The organism is Microbacterium alkaliflavum, from assembly GCF_044325405.1.
GTDB lineage: Bacteria > Actinomycetota > Actinomycetes > Actinomycetales > Microbacteriaceae > Microbacterium > Microbacterium alkaliflavum.
This window is the reverse complement of the sequence record NZ_JBIQWL010000007.1, coordinates 177461-196200: the sequence shown is the minus strand read 5'-3', so window position 1 is coordinate 196200 and position 18740 is coordinate 177461. Positions and strand designations below refer to the sequence as shown.

The 18740-nt window shown below is 70.2% G+C and carries 9 protein-coding genes; 8 read left to right on the top strand and 1 reads right to left on the bottom strand.

The window, feature by feature from the left end; genetic code table 11:
• Positions 1–347 precede the first annotated feature (347 nt).
• The 3 genes from rpoB to ACH3VR_RS17570 are packed head-to-tail and all read left to right on the top strand — an operon-like array spanning position 348 to position 8525.
• Positions 348–3839 carry a DNA-directed RNA polymerase subunit beta gene (gene rpoB, locus ACH3VR_RS17580; protein ID WP_397557611.1) on the top strand — a complete coding sequence of 1164 codons (3492 nt, stop codon included), beginning with the start codon at positions 348–350 and terminating at the stop codon, positions 3837–3839.
• Positions 3840–3889: 50 nt separating this feature from the next.
• A complete protein-coding gene (locus ACH3VR_RS17575) occupies positions 3890–7762 on the top strand; it encodes a DNA-directed RNA polymerase subunit beta' (protein WP_397557610.1) in 3873 nt (1290 codons plus the stop codon).
• A gap of 10 nt (positions 7763–7772) precedes the next feature.
• The gene (locus tag ACH3VR_RS17570; protein WP_397557609.1) at positions 7773–8525 is read left to right on the top strand and encodes a hypothetical protein; all 753 of its coding nucleotides are present in this window, start codon (positions 7773–7775) and stop codon (positions 8523–8525) included.
• Between the two features lies 1 nt (position 8526).
• On the opposite strand, the gene ACH3VR_RS17565 is transcribed toward ACH3VR_RS17570, so the two are convergent.
• Entirely contained in the window at positions 8527–9138 is a 612-nt protein-coding gene (locus ACH3VR_RS17565) for a hypothetical protein (RefSeq protein WP_397557608.1), read from the bottom strand.
• A gap of 130 nt (positions 9139–9268) precedes the next feature.
• On the opposite strand from ACH3VR_RS17565, the gene ACH3VR_RS17560 reads away from it, so the two are divergent.
• The 5 genes from ACH3VR_RS17560 (at position 9269) to ACH3VR_RS17540 (ending at position 18736) form a co-directional block, all read left to right on the top strand.
• Positions 9269–10258 (top strand): ABC transporter, encoded by a 990-nt coding sequence (locus tag ACH3VR_RS17560; RefSeq protein WP_397557607.1) that lies wholly within the window; start codon positions 9269–9271, stop codon positions 10256–10258.
• 63 nt (positions 10259–10321) lie between these two features.
• Positions 10322–10807, top strand: a complete 486-nt coding sequence (locus ACH3VR_RS17555; protein ID WP_397557606.1) for a hypothetical protein — start codon at positions 10322–10324, stop codon at positions 10805–10807.
• A 47-nt stretch (positions 10808–10854) separates the two neighbouring features.
• On the top strand, positions 10855–11511 hold the full coding sequence (locus ACH3VR_RS17550) for a spermidine/putrescine ABC transporter substrate-binding protein (RefSeq protein WP_397557605.1): 657 nt from the start codon (positions 10855–10857) through the stop codon (positions 11509–11511).
• 117 nt (positions 11512–11628) lie between these two features.
• The gene (locus ACH3VR_RS17545) at positions 11629–12762 is read left to right on the top strand and encodes a serine/threonine-protein kinase (RefSeq protein ID WP_397557604.1); all 1134 of its coding nucleotides are present in this window, start codon (positions 11629–11631) and stop codon (positions 12760–12762) included.
• Between the two features lies 1 nt (position 12763).
• Entirely contained in the window at positions 12764–18736 is a 5973-nt protein-coding gene (locus ACH3VR_RS17540) for an Ig-like domain-containing protein (protein ID WP_397557603.1), read from the top strand.
• The last annotated feature ends 4 nt before the right edge of the window (positions 18737–18740 follow it).

The window sequence follows — 18740 nt, the reverse complement described above, 5'->3', positions numbered from 1 at the left end:
GATGGCGGCGCGGGCGGCGCGGCGCTCGTCGGCGAGCTCGCGCAGGGTCGAGCTGACGAAGACCCGGATCCGCTGGTCGGGCGTGCGGATCACGGGCCGATACGCCCCGGTCATGCCGCGGTTATACCGCAGCATCCGGCCCTCGTCAAGAATGGTGCTGGACATGGCGCGTCGCAAGACGTATAGTAGGTAGTTGCGCTCTTGGATTCCCCCTGCCCTCATATGGTGGTCGGCTGCGCCTGCGTGCCCCCGCTTCATCGCGGTGTGCGACATGCAGGCTACGGGGACTGACGAGCACTCCACCTGACGACAAGGAAACGAGCCTGCGGGCTCATGGAGGAATTCCCTTGGCTGCTGCGCCCAACGCATCCACCACCCCCAAGAACGGCCGCGGAGCTTCCCGCCTCTCGTTCGCCAAGATCTCCGACACGCTGACGGTCCCCGACCTTCTGGCACTGCAGACCGAGTCCTTCGACTGGCTCGTCGGCAACGAGGCGTGGAAGGCGCGCGTCGCCGACGCGCAGGCCGTCGGACGTACCGACGTGCCCGAGGTCTCCGGCCTCGAGGAGATCTTCGAGGAGATCTCGCCCATCGAAGACCTGAGCGAGACGATGCAGCTCTCGTTCACCAACCCCTACCTCGAGCCCGAGAAGTACTCCATCGAGGAGTGCAAGGAGCGCGGCAAGACCTACGCGGCCCCGCTCTACGTCGAGGCCGAGTTCATGAACCACCAGACCGGTGAGATCAAGACCCAGACGGTCTTCATGGGCGACTTCCCGCTCCAGACCGACAAGGGCACGTTCATCATCAACGGCACCGAGCGCGTCGTCGTGTCGCAGCTCGTCCGTTCGCCCGGCGTCTACTTCGACCGCACGCCCGACAAGACCTCCGACAAGGACATCGTCTCGGCCCGCATCATCCCGAGCCGCGGCGCGTGGCTCGAGTTCGAGATCGACAAGCGCGACCAGGTCGGCGTGCGCATCGACCGCAAGCGCAAGCAGTCGGTCACCGTCTTCCTCAAGGCCCTCGGCCTGACCAGCGAGGACATCCTCAATGAGTTCGCCGGCTACGAGTCGATCGAGGAGACGCTCTCGAAGGACACGATCCTCACCAAGGAGGACGCCCTTCGCGACATCTACCGCAAGCTGCGTCCGGGCGAGCAGGTGGCCGCCGAGGCCGCTCGCGCGCTGCTGGACAACTTCTACTTCAACCCGAAGCGCTACGACCTCGCCAAGGTCGGCCGGTACAAGATCAACCAGAAGCTCGGCCTCGACGCCGCGCTCGGCGAGTCGGTGCTGACGGTCGGCGACATCGTCGCGACCATCAAGTACCTCGTGCGCCTGCACCGCGGCGACGTCGTCTTCGACGGCATCCGCAACGGCCAGGAGGCGGAGATCCGCCTCGACGTCGACGACATCGACAACTTCGGCAACCGCCGCATCCGCGCCGTCGGCGAGCTCATCCAGAACCAGGTCCGCACGGGTCTGTCCCGCATGGAGCGCGTCGTCCGCGAGCGCATGACCACACAGGACATCGAGGCGATCACGCCGCAGACCCTGATCAACGTGCGTCCCGTCGTGGCGGCGATCAAGGAGTTCTTCGGAACGTCGCAGCTGTCGCAGTTCATGGACCAGAACAACCCGCTCGCGGGTCTGACCCACAAGCGTCGCCTCTCGGCGCTCGGCCCCGGCGGTCTGTCGCGTGAGCGCGCAGGTGTCGAGGTGCGTGACGTCCACCCGTCGCACTACGGCCGCATGTGCCCGATCGAGACGCCGGAAGGCCCGAACATCGGTCTGATCGGCTCGCTCGCGTCGTTCGCGCGGATCAACGCGTTCGGCTTCATCGAGACGCCGTACCGTCGCGTCGTCGACGGCAAGGTCACCGAGCAGATCGACTACCTCACGGCTTCGGAGGAGAGCGACTACATCGTCGCGCAGGCCGGCGCCAAGCTGAAGGCCGACGGCACGTTCGCCGAGGACCGCGTCCTCGCCCGTCGCGGCCAGGGTGGCGAGGTCGACCTGTTCCACGCCGAGGAGATCGGCTACATGGACGTCTCGCCGCGCCAGATGGTGTCGGTCGCGACGTCGCTCATCCCGTTCCTCGAGCACGACGACGCCAACCGCGCCCTCATGGGTGCGAACATGCAGCGCCAGGCCGTTCCGCTCCTGCGCTCCGAGTCGCCCGTCGTGGGCACCGGTATGGAGGGCTTCGCGGCCATCGACGCCGGTGACGTCGTGACGGCCGAGCGCTCGGGCGTCGTGGTCGAGGTCTCCGCCGACGTCGTGACCGTGCAGCTCGACGAGGGCGGCACGCAGGACTACTTCCTGCGCAAGTTCGACCGCTCCAACCAGGGCACGTCGTACAACCAGCGCGTCATCGTCTCGGCGGGCGACCGCATCGAGGCCGGCGAGGTCATCGCCGACGGCCCGGCGACGGAGAACGGCGAGCTCGCGCTCGGCAAGAACCTCCTCGTCGCGTTCATGACGTGGGAGGGTCACAACTTCGAGGACGCGATCATCCTCAGCCAGAACCTCGTGAAGGACGACACCCTCTCCTCGATCCACATCGAGGAGTACGAGGTCGACGCCCGCGACACGAAGCTCGGCAAGGAGGAGATCACGCGCGACCTGCCGAACGTGAGCCCCGACCTGCTGAAGGACCTCGACGAGCGCGGCATCATCCGCATCGGCGCCGAGGTGCGCCCCGGCGACATCCTCGTCGGCAAGGTCACGCCCAAGGGCGAGACCGAGCTGTCGGCCGAGGAGCGCCTGCTGCGCGCGATCTTCAACGAGAAGAGCCGCGAGGTGCGCGACACGTCGCTCAAGGTCCCCCACGGTGAGCAGGGCACGATCATCGCGGTCAAGGAGTTCAACGCCGAGGACGGCGACGACGAGCTCGGCTCGGGCGTCAACCGCCGCGTCGTGGTCTACATCGCCCAGAAGCGCAAGATCACCGAGGGCGACAAGCTCGCCGGCCGCCACGGCAACAAGGGCGTCATCGCGAAGATCCTCCCCGTCGAGGACATGCCCTTCCTCGCCGACGGCACGCCGGTCGACGTCATCCTCAACCCGCTCGGCATCCCCGGCCGCATGAACTTCGGCCAGGTGCTCGAGCTTCACCTCGGGTGGATCGCAAAGCAGGGCTGGAAGGTCGAGGGCACGCCCGAGTGGGCCGCGAAGCTCCCTGAGCAGGCGTTCCAGGCTCCCGCCGGCACCAAGGTCGCGACCCCGGTGTTCGACGGCGCTTTCGAGGACGAGATCGCGGGTCTTCTCGACTCGACGACCAAGAACCGCGACGGCGATCGCCTGATCGACTCGACCGGCAAGACGCTGCTGTTCGACGGCCGCTCCGGCGAGCCGTTCCCGGCGCCCATCTCGGTCGGCTACATGTACATCCTGAAGCTGCACCACCTCGTCGACGACAAGATCCACGCACGCTCGACGGGCCCGTACTCGATGATCACCCAGCAGCCGCTCGGTGGTAAGGCGCAGTTCGGCGGTCAGCGCTTCGGTGAGATGGAGGTGTGGGCCCTCGAGGCCTACGGCGCCGCGTACGCCCTCCAGGAGCTCCTCACGATCAAGTCCGACGACATCCTCGGCCGCGTCAAGGTCTACGAGGCGATCGTCAAGGGCGAGAACATCCAGGAGCCCGGCATCCCCGAGTCGTTCAAGGTGCTCATGAAGGAGATGCAGTCGCTCTGCCTGAACGTCGAGGTGCTCTCGGCCGACGGCACGGCGGTCAACCTCCGCGACACGGATGACGACGCCTTCCGCGCAGCGGAGGAGCTCGGCATCAACATCTCCACCCGGTTCGAGTCGTCGTCGATCGACGAGATCTGATCCGTTCCCGGCATCCCGACTCTGACTGAATTTTCGACACAGGAGAACTAGTGCTCGACGCAACAACTTTCGATGAGCTTCGCATCGGCCTCGCGACCGCCGACGACATCCGTCGCTGGTCCTACGGCGAGGTCAAGAAGCCCGAGACCATCAACTACCGCACGCTCAAGCCCGAGAAGGACGGCCTCTTCGGCGAGCAGATCTTCGGCCCCTCCCGCGACTGGGAGTGCGCCTGCGGCAAGTACAAGCGCGTCCGCTTCAAGGGCATCGTCTGCGAGCGCTGCGGCGTGGAGGTCACCAAGTCCTCCGTCCGCCGCGAGCGGATGGGCCACATCGAGCTCGCCGCGCCCGTCACCCACATCTGGTACTTCAAGGGCGTCCCGTCGCGCCTCGGGTACCTGCTCGACATGGCTCCGAAGGACCTCGAGAAGGTCATCTACTTCGCCGCCTACATGGTCATCTCGGTCGACCAGGACGCCCGCCACCGCGACCTCCCGACGCACGAGAACAACCTGCGTCTCGAGCTGAAGACGCTCGCCGACCGCCGTGACTCGCGCATCGCGACGCGCCTCGCCAAGCTGGAGGAGGAGCTCGCGGCGCTCGAGGAGGAGGGCGCCAAGGCCGACCAGAAGAAGAAGGTCAAGGACTCGGCCGAGAAGGACATGGCGGCGATCCGCAAGAACGCCGACGAGTCCATCGCCAAGCTCGAGCGCGTCTGGGAGGAATTCCGCAACCTCGAGGTCGGCTCGCTGAAGGGCGAGGACGAGATCTTCCACGAGCTGCAGGACCGCTTCGGCCAGTACTTCGAGGCCTACATGGGCGCGGAGTCGATCCAGCGTCGCCTGCAGGCGTTCGACCTGGCCGCCGAGGCCGAGAACCTGCACCTGCAGATCTCGGAGGGCAAGGGCCAGCGCAAGATCCGTGCGATCAAGCGCCTCAAGGTCGTCAACTCGTTCCTGTCGACGGGCATGAGCCCGGCATCCATGGTCCTCGACGTCGTCCCGGTCATCCCGCCGGAGCTTCGCCCCATGGTCCAGCTCGACGGTGGCCGCTTCGCGACCTCCGACCTGAACGACCTCTACCGTCGCGTCATCAACCGCAACAACCGTCTCCGTCGCCTCATCGACCTCGGCGCCCCCGAGATCATCGTGAACAACGAGAAGCGGATGCTGCAGGAGGCCGTCGACGCGCTGTTCGACAACGGCCGCCGCGGCCGCCCCGTCACGGGGACCGGCAACCGCGCCCTGAAGTCCCTGAGCGACATGCTCAAGGGAAAGCAGGGTCGCTTCCGCCAGAACCTGCTCGGCAAGCGCGTGGACTACTCGGGCCGTTCGGTCATCATCGTGGGTCCGCAGCTCAAGCTGCACCAGTGCGGTCTGCCCAAGCAGATGGCGCTCGAGCTGTTCAAGCCGTTCGTGATCAAGCGCCTGATCGACCTCGGTCACTCGCAGAACATCAAGGCCGCCAAGCGCGCCGTCGAGCGCACGCGCCCCGAGGTGTGGGACGTGCTCGAGGAGATTATCCGCGAGCGCCCCGTGCTCCTCAACCGTGCGCCTACGCTCCACCGCCTCGGCATCCAGGCCTTCGAGCCCCAGCTCGTCGAGGGCAAGGCCATCCAGCTGCACCCGCTCGTCTGCGCCGCCTTCAACGCGGACTTCGACGGCGACCAGATGGCCGTGCACCTGCCGCTGTCGGTCGAGGCCCAGGCCGAGGCCCGCATCCTGATGCTCGCCTCGAACAACATCCTGAAGCCGTCGGACGGCCGTCCGGTGACCCTGCCCTCGCAGGACATGATCATCGGCCTGCACCACCTGACCACGGTCAAGGAGGGCGCCACGGGTGAGGGTCGCGTGTTCGGCTCCGTCGGCGAGGCGATCCTCGCGAAGGACGAGGGCACGCTCGACCTGCAGGCCAAGGTGCGCATCCGCGTCCCCGGCCTCACGTTCCTCGAGGGCGACGCCCCCGAGGGCTACGAGCGCCACGGTCTCGTCGACGCTTCGCTCGGCCAGGCGATCTTCAACGACACGCTCCCCAAGGGCTACCCGTTCGTGCGCGAGCAGGCCGACAAGGGCAAGCTGTCGCAGATCGTCAACAAGCTCGCCGAGGAGTACCCGAAGGTCGAGGTCGCGGCATCGCTCGACCGGATCAAGGACGCCGGCTTCTACTGGGCCACGCGTTCGGGCGTCACGGTCGCGCTGTCCGACATCCTGACCCCGCCGAACAAGGCGGAGATCGTCGCGGGCTACGAGCAGCAGGCCGCGAAGGTCCAGGGCCAGTTCGAGAAGGGTCTCACCACCGACGCCGAGCGTCGCCAGGAGCTCATCAAGATCTGGACCGAGGCGACGGATGCCGTGCAGAAGGCGATGCGCGACAACTTCCCCGAGGACAACACGATCAACCGCATGGTGTCGTCCGGCGCCCGTGGCAACTGGCTGCAGATCCGCAACATCGCGGGTATGCGAGGCCTGGTGAACAACCCGAAGGGTGAGATCATCCCCCGCCCGATCATCTCCTCGTACCGCGAGGGTCTGTCGGTGGCGGAGTACTTCATCGCGACGCACGGTGCCCGCAAGGGTCTGGCCGACACGGCCCTCCGTACGGCCGACTCGGGCTACCTCACGCGTCGTCTCGTCGACGTCTCGCAGGATGTCATCATCCGCGAGGAGGACTGCGGCACGACGAAGGGCCTCGAGCTCCCGATCGCCTCGCAGGGCTTCGGCGGCGCGCTCGTGAAGGACCCGAACGTCGAGAACTCGGTATTCGCCCGCACGCTCGCGTCGGAGGTCGTCGACGCCCAGGGCACCGTGCTGGCCGAGGCCGGCGACGACGTGGGCGACGTGCTCATCGACAAGCTCGTCGAGGCCGGCGTCGAGACCATCAAGGTCCGCTCGGTGCTCACGTGCGACTCGGCCGTCGGCGTCTGCCAGAAGTGCTACGGCCGTTCGCTCGCGACCGGCAAGCTCGTGGACATCGGCGAGGCGGTCGGCATCATCGCCGCCCAGTCGATCGGCGAGCCCGGCACCCAGCTGACGATGCGTACGTTCCACACGGGTGGTTCGGCCTCGGCCGACGACATCACGCAGGGTCTTCCCCGCGTGCAGGAGCTCTTCGAGGCCCGCACCCCCAAGGGCGCGTCGCCGATCGCCGAGTCGGACGGTCGCATCACGATCGACGAGACCGAGCGCTCGAAGAAGGTCATCCTGACCCCCGACAACGGCGACGAGCCGCACGTCTACCCGGTCCTGAAGCGTGCGACGCTCCTCGTCGAGGACGGCCAGCACGTCACGGTCGGCCAGCCGCTGCAGGTCGGCACGCTCGACCCCAAGGAGGTCATGCGCGTGCAGGGTGCCCGCGAGGTGCAGAAGTACCTCGTCAACGGCGTCCAGGGCGTGTACCGCTCGCAGGGTGTGCCGATCCACGACAAGCACATCGAGGTCATCGTGCGCCAGATGCTGCGGAAGGTCACCGTGGTCGACCACGGCGACACGACGCTGCTGCCGGGCGAGCTGGTGGACTTCAAGCGCTACCAGAGCATCAACCGCGAGGCGGTCGGCGAGGGCAAGCGCCCGGCGTCGGGTCGTCCCGAGCTGATGGGTATCACGAAGGCGTCGCTCGCGACGGAGTCGTGGCTGTCGGCCGCGTCGTTCCAGGAGACCACCCGCGTCCTGACGCAGGCGGCCATGGAGGGCAAGAGCGACCCGCTCCTCGGCCTCAAGGAGAACGTCATCATCGGAAAGCTCATCCCCGCCGGAACCGGCCTTGCGAAGTACCGCAACGTCACGGTCGAGGCGACGGAGGAGGCCAAGAGCGAGCGGTACCCCAACCGCATCTTCGCCTCGGACGGCGCGTACAGCGACTCCGACCTGAGCTACGTCGACTTCGACAGCTTCTCGACGGACGACTTCAGCGGCAACTACAACTGAGTGATCCGGGATGCCTCGGCATGAGGCATCCCGGAATCCCCTCGTCACGAAGGCCCCGGCTCGCGCCGGGGCCTTCGTCGTGCCCATCCGGCCGCGCGCCGTGCGGGCCGACCCGGCAGCGCCGCTTACCGTGGGATCGGAGGGGCGGATGGCGCGGATCGGCGGTCGCAACCTGTGGCTCGCGTGGCCTGCGGGGCTCGTGTGCGCGGGTGTCGTCGCCGCGCTCGTCTACCTCGCCGTGCCGGCCGTTCCCGGCACGGTGCAGTTCGTGGGCGACACGCTGCGCGCGGCGACCTCGACGCCGGTCGCGGCGGCGAGCGAACCCGTTCAGGAGGTCGCACTCGGCGGTACGGCCGAGATCGACTGCCGCGACCTCTATCCCGGGTCGCTGTGGTCGGAGCTCGCCTGGTCGCCGAACGTGCTGCTGACGCAGAATCGATCGCTGCCCCCGACCGCCGTGACCGCCCTCGTGGACGCCCTGCAGCCCGACGTGCGGGTCACCTGCGTGTGGAAGGGGCCGCAGGGCACCGTCGTGTCGTCGCTGTCGCGCGTCGGCCCGGATGCGGCGACCGTCGCCGATCCGGCGCTGCGAGGGCAGGGGTTCTCGTGCGAGGCCTACGGGTCGGGCACGACGTGCCGGCGCACCTCGGCCGGCGTGCGGGAGGAGCACACGGTGCGCGACGGCCTGTGGCTCGCGAGCGTCGAGACGACCTGGATGCCGGAGGACTACGGCGCGCGCCTCGCGGCGTTCGTCTGGAGCTGACTCAGCCCCAGATGTGATCGATGATCGCCGACGTGTACCCGGTCGGCGCGAGGTTCGAGTACTTCGTGTCGATGAGGATGTCGTCGCGCCAGAACAGCGTGCGCCCGTCGGTGACGGGGTAGGTCCCGTTGGGCCAGGTCTTCTCGCACCGCGTGCCGCCGTCGGGCGTGTAGCAGGTGAAGCCCGCGGTGTCGGCGAGGTCGTTGAGCATGTCGAGCGCGGGACCGCGCGACATGGAGGTGATCGACGTGTGCAGTCCCGTCGTGTCGGCGGCGGGGTCGGCCCAGATGCAGATGAGGCTGCCGTCGGGCTGGGGTCCCGACGGCCCGAACGCGGGGTCGTTGAGCGGGACGCCAGCGAGCTGGGCGAGCACGTCGTCGGTGAGCATCTCCTGGCAGTCGTCGGGGATCTCCGCCTTCGCCGTGGCGGTCGGGCTCGGGGTGGCCGTCGCGGTGCCGGACGGGCTCGACGTGGCGATCGAGGTCGGCGACGGACCACCGGCCGTCGGGCCGGCCGCCTCGGGAGCGCAGGCCGAGAGGAGTGCTGCAAGGGCGAGGGATGCCGCGGCGGCGGCGACCAGGAGCGGGGTGCGGGCCGCTGCGAGGTGGGACATGGCGCTCACCCTAGCCGTGCGACTCGCGCCGATCCGCGGCGAATCGCCGCGGCATGCCTCCGCGGGCATGACCGGGCATCACGCTACCCTCACTGTGCGGGGACCGGTCCCGTGTGAGGAAGTGCATGCGATGAGTGAGCCCCAGTCGTCCTACGGCGAGCCCGTCGCGGAGCCCCGGCCCGCCGACGACGATGTCGTCGGCAGCGTCAACGAGGGCCTCGCGGATGCCGAGGCCGCAGGCCGCGGCGCCACGTCCGAGGCGGACGGTCCTGCTGAGTCGGCACCGGAGTCCGCAGAGCCCGCCACTCCCGTCGCCGAGGCTGCCGCCCCCGAGACGAGCGACGAAGAGATCACCGACGCCGCCTCCTACATGGCCGCCTACAACGCCGCCTCGGCCGGTGACGAGCAGCCCGCGGCTGCCCACGCGCCGGAGAGCAGCGTCGCCCAGGCCGCCTACGACTCCTCCGCCGAGACCGTGGCGGTCGCTCCGGTCGTCGCCCCGAGCGAGCCCGTGGCCGCCGAGCCGGCCGTCGGCGCCGCCGCCGTGGCGCCGCAGCCGATCTTCGTGCAGGCGCCCGAAGCACCGCGTCCTCGCGGCAACCGCGCCGCGGCCGGTGCCATCGGAATCCTCGCCGCGATCGCGTTCGGCGTGCTGTATCTGGGCGCGTGGCTCGGCGTCGGGCTGCTCGACGGCGACATCGCGGGCGACGCCGTCGTCGACGCCATCACGAAGGCCCTGACGTCATGGATCTTCTGGACCCCGGTCGTGGTCTTCTTCTTCTCGTTCTGGCTGCTCGGCGCCATCATCAACCGCGGACGCTGGGGACACTGGGTCGTCTTCGGCCTCTTCGTGGGCCTGCTCAGCTGGGCCGGCTACATCCTCGGCGAGTACTTCCAGGCGCCGTTCTGGCGGCTCACGCCGAGCGAGGGCATCGAGCTGCTGACGGCGAACCTCTTCTCGCCCCTCGCCGTCATCGCGTTCATCATCGGCCGGGAGCTCACGATCTGGTTCGGCGCGTGGGCGGCGGCGCGCGGCAAGCGCGTCACCGAGCTCAACACCGAGGCGATGCGCGAGTACGAGCGCACGCTCGAGGCGGGCCCGCAGCTCTACCGTCAGTGACAGCGGGCTGGCAGGCGCCTGAGCATCTCGTCGCGCGCTTTCGCGCCGACGTATCGTCGAGACGTGACGGTTGATCGTCCGCCAGAGCACGGGCACGTGCGTCCGGCGGTCGCCCTCGGATTGACGACCGCAGGCTTCGTCGCGCTCCTGATCTTCGGTCTCGGGATGACGAGCCTCTACCTCGACGAGGACGTGCTGGCCGTGCCGGGGCTCGGGCAGGCGCCCGGGATCACGGGAACCATCTTCGCGACGGGCGGCTTCGCCCTGTGCGTCGGCGTCGGGACGCGGCATCCACACCCTTCCTACTGGCTGGCGGCCGTCACGACGCTCGTGGTCGCGCTCGCGTACCCGCTCGGCGTGTGGTTCGGCGCCGTGACCTCAGGCGCCGACGTCGCCGCCGCCACGAAGGCCGCGGGCGGGGTGCTCACGTCGTGGTTCGGGCTCGTGGTCGCGGCATCCGCCCTCATCTGCTCGTGGAGCGCGGTCGCGCTCGTGCGCACCTCGGCGCGGCGCCCGCGATGGCCGTGGGAGAACCCGGACGACGAGTAAGGCGGAAAACCGGGCGGATCAGGCCCGCACCGGATACGTTTGACACCGTGGAGCGGTCGCTCGAGACCCAGGTGAGCCAGGCGGTGGACGCCTGGCTGAAGTGGCTTCCCCGCTGGGAGCCCTCCACGCATCGAGGCCGCGTCGCCCCGTGCCGCCGCTGCTTCGGCTCGCCCGTGCTGTCGGCTGCGGGGCTGGGCTCCGACGTGCCGCACGGGGTTCAGCACGGGCTGTCGACGCGCATCAAGGCGATCGTCGACCACGCCGTCGCCGAGTACACGGCGCGCAACCTGCCGATGCTGCAGGCCGAGCTCGACCAGCAGGCCGCCCGCAACCGCGCCCGCACCTACCGGCCCTCGGAGGGCCTCGAGCCCGAATACGAAGGGCTCCCGCTAGATCCCGATCCGGTGCCCGGGGCTCCGTTCCTGTTCACGATCTCGGGGCTGGCCGAAGAGGCGGATGCCCACATCCCGGCGCTTCCGCCGCTCAGCGACGAGGCGAAGGCCGCGCTGCGGCAGGAGGTCGGACTCGCCGACGACTACGCCAACATGGTCGGTCGCGAAGTGTGCACGATCCTGCTGCACCACCGCCTCCGCATCCAGGCGGCGATCGGCCGGTACGTCGAGCCGCAGATCGAGGCCATGCTGCAGGAGCTCACGCGATCGCTCGACGCGCCGTTCGACCCGAACGACCCGACAGCGGGCTGAGGCGTCTACCGGGCCGATCTCAGAGGGTCGTTTCAGGCGCGTTTGTTAGCATGACGAAGTTTGCAGAGCGTGCGCTCGCCCGCCTCCACGGCGGTCCTGGAATCTGGGGAGGTCAGGATGGCCACACGCCTCCCTTCCGCGCCCCCGATTCTCCCGGGACTCACCTACATCAGGCCGCTCGGCTCGGGCGGATTCGCCGACGTCTTCCTCTATGAGCAGGACATGCCCCGCCGCGACGTCGCGGTCAAGGTGCTCCCGAGCGACGTGCGCGATCCCGAGCTGCGGCGCATGTTCAACGCCGAGGCCGACGTGCTCGCGCACCTCTCGGCGCACCCATCGATCGTCACCGTCTACCAGGCCGGGATCTCGGCCGACGGGCGCCCCTACATCGTCATGGAGTACTGCCCGGGCTCGCTCGCGCAGCGGTACCGCATCGAGCGACTGCCGGTCGCAGAGGTCCTCGAGATCGGCGTGCGCATGTCGAGCGCCCTCGAATCCGCGCACCGCGCCGGGCTCGTGCACCGCGACGTGAAGCCGAGCAACATCCTCGTGACGACTTTCGGCGCCCCCGTGCTCGCCGACTTCGGCATCTCGTCGTCGCTCACCCGGGCGACCGCCGACGAGGTGCTCGCGATGTCGATCCCGTGGAGCGCGCCCGAGGTCGTCGCCGAGCAGACGGCGGGCACCGTCGCGAGCGAGGTGTGGAGCCTCGGGGCGACCGTGTACTCGCTGCTCGCCGGGCACAGCCCGTTCGAGCGCCGCGAGCGCGGCCAGAACACGAAGGAGCAGCTGCGCCGGCGCATCGCCCGCGCGAGCTACACCCCGATCGCGCGCACCGACGTCCCGCAGGCGCTGCAGGACGTGCTCGCGCAGTCCATGAGCCGCGACCCGGCACGGCGCCACGCATCGGCGCGCGAGTTCGCCGAGGCGCTGCGGGGCGTGCAGTCAGAGCTCGGCATCCTCCCGACGGCGCTCGAGGTGCCCGTCGACGAGTGGGCCACGGCATCCGCCCCCGTCGACTTCGCCGACTCCACGATGCGCGGGGCGGCGCGCAGTCACGTCCAGCACGACGAGCGCCGCAAGACGCGCCCGGGCATCGGCGTCGCGGCGCTCGCGCGCGACGAGGACACCGAGATCTCGGCATCGCTTCCTCCGCGGCGTCGCGCGCTGCCCTGGATCGTCGCCGGCGTCGCCCTGATCGTCGCGATGGGCGCCGTCGGCGTCGCCCTCGTGATCACGGGGGTGCTCTGACATGAGACGCCGGACGATCGCCGGCGTGGTCGCGGCGGTCGCGGCGGGCGCCCTCGTCGTCGTCGCGAGCGTCGTGTGGCCCGGCCTCGACGCGCAGGAGACGCCTGACGTCGACACCTCGGTCTGGGCCCTCCAGACCGAGACCGGACGCCGGTATGCACGCGTCAACACGAGCGTCGGCGAGCTCGACACCGTCCGCAGCATCAGCAACCCGAGCGAGGTCGCCGAGACCTCCGAAGGCGCCTTCCTCTTCTCGGACAGCTACAGCAAGCTGACCAAGATCGACCCCGCGATGCCCGTCGACCTCGACGAGGAGTCTCTGCGCGCCTCGCCATCGACTCCCGCCGGCACGACCGACGTCGCGACGGCGGGCGACTTCGTCGCGTACCGCACCGACTCGGGCGCCGTGTTCGTCGGTCGCCTGTCGTCGGGGGAGTCGACGCAGCTCGATCCGTTCCCCTCCGACGCGGAGGACGCCCCGCAGTACACCGCCGACGCGATCGCCGTCGACGCGCGCGGCATGCTGTTCAGCTATTCGCGTGCCGACGCCTCGGTGCTGCGCTACGACATCGCGTCGTCGACCGTGAGCGGGCGGGATCCGCTCAGCGTCGACGGGCTCACGACGCCCGCGATCACTGCGGCGGGCGACGACTGGACCGTCGTCGACGTCGACGACGGAGCCGTCTGGCTGCGCCGCGCGGACGCCGCGGTCTCGGCCGGCACGACGGGCACCGTCGTACTGAGCGAACCCGACCCGGAAGGGTCCGCCGTCTACCTCGCCGACGAGACCGGGCTCGTGCGCATCGCCGTCGACGGCTCAGGCGTCACGCAGGAGCTGCCCACGGGGTCGACGGTGCTCGGCGACCCTGCCCGCCCCATCGCCCACGACGGCGAGGAGTTCGCCGCGTGGCTCCCGCAGGGCGACGGCGGCGGGGTGCTGTGGAGCTCGCGGACGGGACAGAAGCCGCTCGACTACGCCGCCGGCACGCTCGGCGACGAGCGACGGCCGATGTTCGTCGCGACCCCCGAGGCGGTCATCCTCAACGAGACGCGCAGCGGCTGGGTGTGGACCGTGCCCGACGGCAAGCTCGTCGCGTCCAGTCAGGACTGGACGCTCGACGACCGCACCAATCCCGAGGCGCAACCCAGCGACGAGCAGCTGACGATCATGATCGACCCGAAGCCGCCGGTCGCGGAGCCCGACAGCTTCGGCGTGCGCGCGGGCAGCCTCGTCACGCTCCCGGTGCTCCTGAACGACCACGACCCCAATGAGGACGTGCTGTCGATCGATCCGACCTCGGTCACGGGTCTCGATCCCGGATTCGGCACCGTCTCGATCACTGACGACGGCGAGCGGCTCGCGGTGCGGGTCGCGCCGGGCGCGACCGGAACGGCGACCTTCTCCTACGCCGTGACCGACGGCACCAGCGAGGGCGGGCTGCGCTCCGACCCTGCGACCGTCACGATCGAGGTCAAGGGCGACGGCATCGAGTCCGCACCCGCCTGGTGCGGGGTGGAGGGATGCCTCACCCCCTGGCCCGAGCCCGAGGTGGCCCGCGGCGGCACCGTGACGGTGCCCGTGCTTCCCGGCTGGGTAGACCCGGAGGGCGACCCCCTCCTCCTCCTCTCGGTGGAGAACCGCTCGGGCATCGGCAGCGTCGCCGCGACGCCCGCGGGCGACGTCGTCTACCAGCACGCCGACGACGGCCAGAGCGGCGAGCAGCTCATCGAGCTCGCCGTCACGGTCTCCGATACGCGGGGACAGACCGCGACCAAGTCGCTGGTCGTGCGGGTCTCGGCCGAGCCGAAGCTCGCGGTGCAGTCCTTCGCCGTCGTCGACACGATCGATGCCGGACTCACCGTCGACGTGGCGCCGCACGTCACCGGGACGGCGGGCGCGCTCGCGCTCGAGTCGGTGCGCGTGCTCGACGGCGCAGCCGCGACGGCGACCGTCGTGGGCGGCACGACCGACTTCGACTTCACGGCGCGCAGCCCGGGCACCTTCCGGGTCGGCTTCACCGTCACCGACGGGCTCAGCGACGCCGACGGCACGGCGCGCATCACGATCCTTCCCGCCGATGCGCCCCCCGAGCTCGCGACCGCGCCCGTCGTCGCCTTCGTGCATCCGCAGGAGGATGCCACGCTCGACGTGTTCGCGGCCGTCTCGAACCCCACGCGCCGCGTGCTGCTCCTCAGCGACGTCGTGGCCCACGCCGACGAGGGCGCCTCGCTCTCGGTCGACGCCGTGGGCCAGAACTTCCTCCGCGTCTCGGGCACGACGGCGTCCGGCGCCGCGGGGCGGCTGGGCACCGTGAGCTACACGATCAGCGACGGCACGCAGGACCGCGGCGCGAGCGTGCAGGGCGAGGCCACGGTGTACCTCCTGCCGCCGGCTCCCGAGCTCGCGCCGATCGCGATCGACGACACTGTCGTCGTGCGGGCGGGCTCGCAGGTCGACATCCCGGTGCTCGACAACGACATCGCGCCTGCCGGCGGCCGGCCGACCCTCAACCCGGCGTCGGTCGTCTCGTCGAGCGACGAGGCGCTCGCCTTCGCGTCGGGCGACACGCTGCGCTACCTCGCGCCGACCGAGCCCGGCGACTACCGGGTCGAGTACTCCGTCTACACGACGGGGGCGCCGTCGCTCGCCGACACGGCCGACGTCCGCATCCAGGTGCTGCCCGACGACGCGAACCGTGCGCCGCTGCCCGAGACGCTCGAGGGCCGCGTGCTGAGCGGCCAGTCGACCGTGATCGAGTTCGACGGCTTCGGCATGGACCCCGACGGCGACGTCGTGACGCTCGACCGCATCGTGAGCCAGCCGCAGAGCGGTGCCGCGACGATCTCGGCGGACGGCACGTCGATCCAGTACACGAGCGTCCCCGGCTACCGCGGGCAGGTGTCGTTCCGCTATCGCGTCGTCGACGCGTTCGGGGCGACGGGCGAGGGCACCGTGCGGGTCGGTGTGCTCGACGGCCAGTCCAATCCGAGCCCCATCACGTTCACCGACTACGTGCAGGTGCAGGCCGGCGCCGACAGCACGATCCGCGTGAGCCCGCTCTCCAACGACATCGACCCCACGATGGGCGGGCTCGAGCTCACCGACGTGCGGCCCGATGTCACCGAGACCCTCGCGGACGGTACGCCCAACCCCGAGTACAAGCGGCTCGACGGTCTCATCCGATCTCAGTCGAAGACCTCGGTGGTCATCGAAGCGGGGACGCAGCCCTCGACGATGTCGTTCCTCTACGACGTCGCCTCCACCTCGGGCAACACGGGGCGCGGCCTCATCGTCGTCAAAGTGGTGCGCGAGAGCGTGCCCGACTACCCGGTCGTCACCGACACGGTCCTCACGGTCGAGAATCGCGACGACTTCGAGCGCGGCGTCGACGTGCTCACGGGCAAGGCGATGTGGTCGGGCGGAGAAGTCGCCGATCTGACCGTGAGTCTGTGGGGCGATCCCGCGGGGGTCGCCGTCAAGGGCCGCAAGATCAGCGGCAGCCTTCCCGCCACGACGCGCATCATCCCGTTCGCCGTGACGGGTGAGGGCCCGTCGGGGCCCGTCACGACCTACGCGTTCCTGCGCGTGCCGGGCGACGACGACCTCTCGCTCGTCCTGCGCAGCGGTGCCCAGACCCCCGAGGTCGACGAGCTCTCGTCAGTCACGTTCGACATGGCCTCGCTCGTCGCACGCCCCGCCGGCAGCCGGCTCGAAGTGGGCGACGACGTGCGCGCGTCGGGAGCGCGGGGCGCGGCATCCTGCTCCCTCGACTCGGGCACGTCGGTGCGATACGACGCGGGAGCGGGGGCGCCGTGGGCCGACGCGTGCCAGGTGCCCGTGCGGATCGCGGGCCAGGAGGACTGGACCTACCTCTCGGTGCCCATCGTCGTGCGCGCGCTCGAGCCGCAGCCCGTGCTGCGTCCCGCCTCGCTCACCGTCGGACCGGGCGAGACCGCGACGTTCGACCTCAAGCAGATGACGACGTGGCAGCTGCGCGAGGACTGGGAGGGCATCGTCTACGCCCTCGACTACGCGGGGTCCGCGTTCGACGTGTCGCAGTCGGGGAGCATCGTGACGATCACGGGCCGCGACCGCGCCGTGCCGGGCACCGAGGAGGCCGCCGTCGTCTCGGTCACGAGCCACAAGGCCGTCGCACCGGCGCGGCTCATCCTCCGCGTCGGAGCCGCCCCCTCGACCCTCCCGCAGGGCGGGTCGGCCGTGCAGCAGTGCTCGGAGGCCGCCGGCACGTCGTGTGCGATCACGGTCGTCGGCGCGGCCGGCGAGGTCAACCCGCTCCCGCACACGCCGCTCGAGGTGGTCGACGTGCGACCCACGGGAGCCTGCGTCGGCGTGACCTTCCAGGTCGCCTCGGCGTCGGCCGTGGTCGCCACGTGGACACAGGATGCCCCGGGTGCGACGTGCACCGCGACCTTCTCCGTGCAGGATGCCCAGGGCCGCCGCACCAACGCCGAACGCGACGGCCGACTGCTGCTCGATCTGCAGGGCTTCCCGAAGACCCCCGCCAGCATCAGCCAGACCGCGTACGGCGACGGCACCGCGACGCTGCGCGTCGATCCCGGCGAGTCCCGGCTCGCGTACCCCGCACTGACGGAGTTCATCGTGCGCTCGAACGGCCAGGAGGTCGCCCGCTGCACCGCCGATGGCGCCTGTCCGCCGATCTCGGCGCCCAACGGCGAGCAGCGCACCTACGAGGCGGTCGCGCTCAACGCCGTCGGCGAGTCGCGCGGCAGCGTGCGCACGGTCGCGTGGGCCTACAACCCGCCGGGCGCGCCGAGCTCGGTGACGGCGCAGCCCGCGGTCACCTCGGGCGACGGGGGGGTCGTCTCGCTGAGCGTCTCCGGCATCGACACGGCGCAGACCGGCGGCCTGGAGATCACGAGCCCGGCGGGCGAGACCGCCCGCATCCCCGTGCACCCGAATCAGGATCGCGTCGACCTGCCCTCGTACCGCGTCGGCTCGAACTCGTCGTCGCCCATCACGATCACCCCGTACTCGCGCTTCGATCTGCCGCCGGGGCTCGCAGGCACGCAGAACGGCTCGACCGTCACGGTGTGGTCGAACGGCATCGGAGCGCCGCGCGACCCCGTGCTCACCCTGAGCGCGCAGTCGAACGGCGACGGCACGTCGACCGTCACGGCGAGGGGCGCGGCCGCGCTCAACGGCGACGGCTCGAGCCTGCGCTACGGCATCGTGCGCGAGGGCGACCAGTGCGACACGACGGCCGACGGCTCGACGGCCGTCTTCACGGGGCTGCCCGACGGCGACGAGTACCGCTTCACGCTGTGCGTCGACTCGTGGTACGACGGCACCTCGTACGGCCGCGCGACGGCGTCGCAGAGCGTGCGGGCCGTGCAGAGCGGAAAGGCGCCGAAGGGCTGGACGTTCGTCGTCGACGGCACTCCGAACGTGTCCGACGGCCGGGCCGAGTGGGTCATCCGCGCGCAGCCGACGACGACCGAGCGCCTGCCCAACCGCAACCACCCCGAGATCACCGGATGGCCGACGGGCGTCTTCGACCGCGACCCCGCCATCCAGGTGAGGTACGTGCACGACATCTGGGGCACGGCGACCCCGTGGTCGACGGTCGTGCCCGCCGCCGGCAGCGCGCCGTACCAGCTGCAGGCGACGTGGGGCGTGGACTCCTGCAAGGGCGGCGGCACGCTGTCGGCGAGCGGCCGGTCGACCGACGGCAAGGCCGTCATCGCGTTCGGGAACGGGAACCTCACGTACTACGACAAGAACGGCAAGGTGCTCCCGTCCCCGGCCGGCACCTGGGACGTTCCGAGGGGCGCCGTGCGCGTCGAGGGCATCCGCGTCACCGTCAGCTGGAGCGCGCAGGGCTGGGGCCTGAACGACGCGACGCGCACGATGAGCGCCGACTGCGAGCCGAACAACCCGCCCGATCCGACCCCCACGCCCACCCCGACCCCGACCCCGACGCCCACCCCCTGAGCGC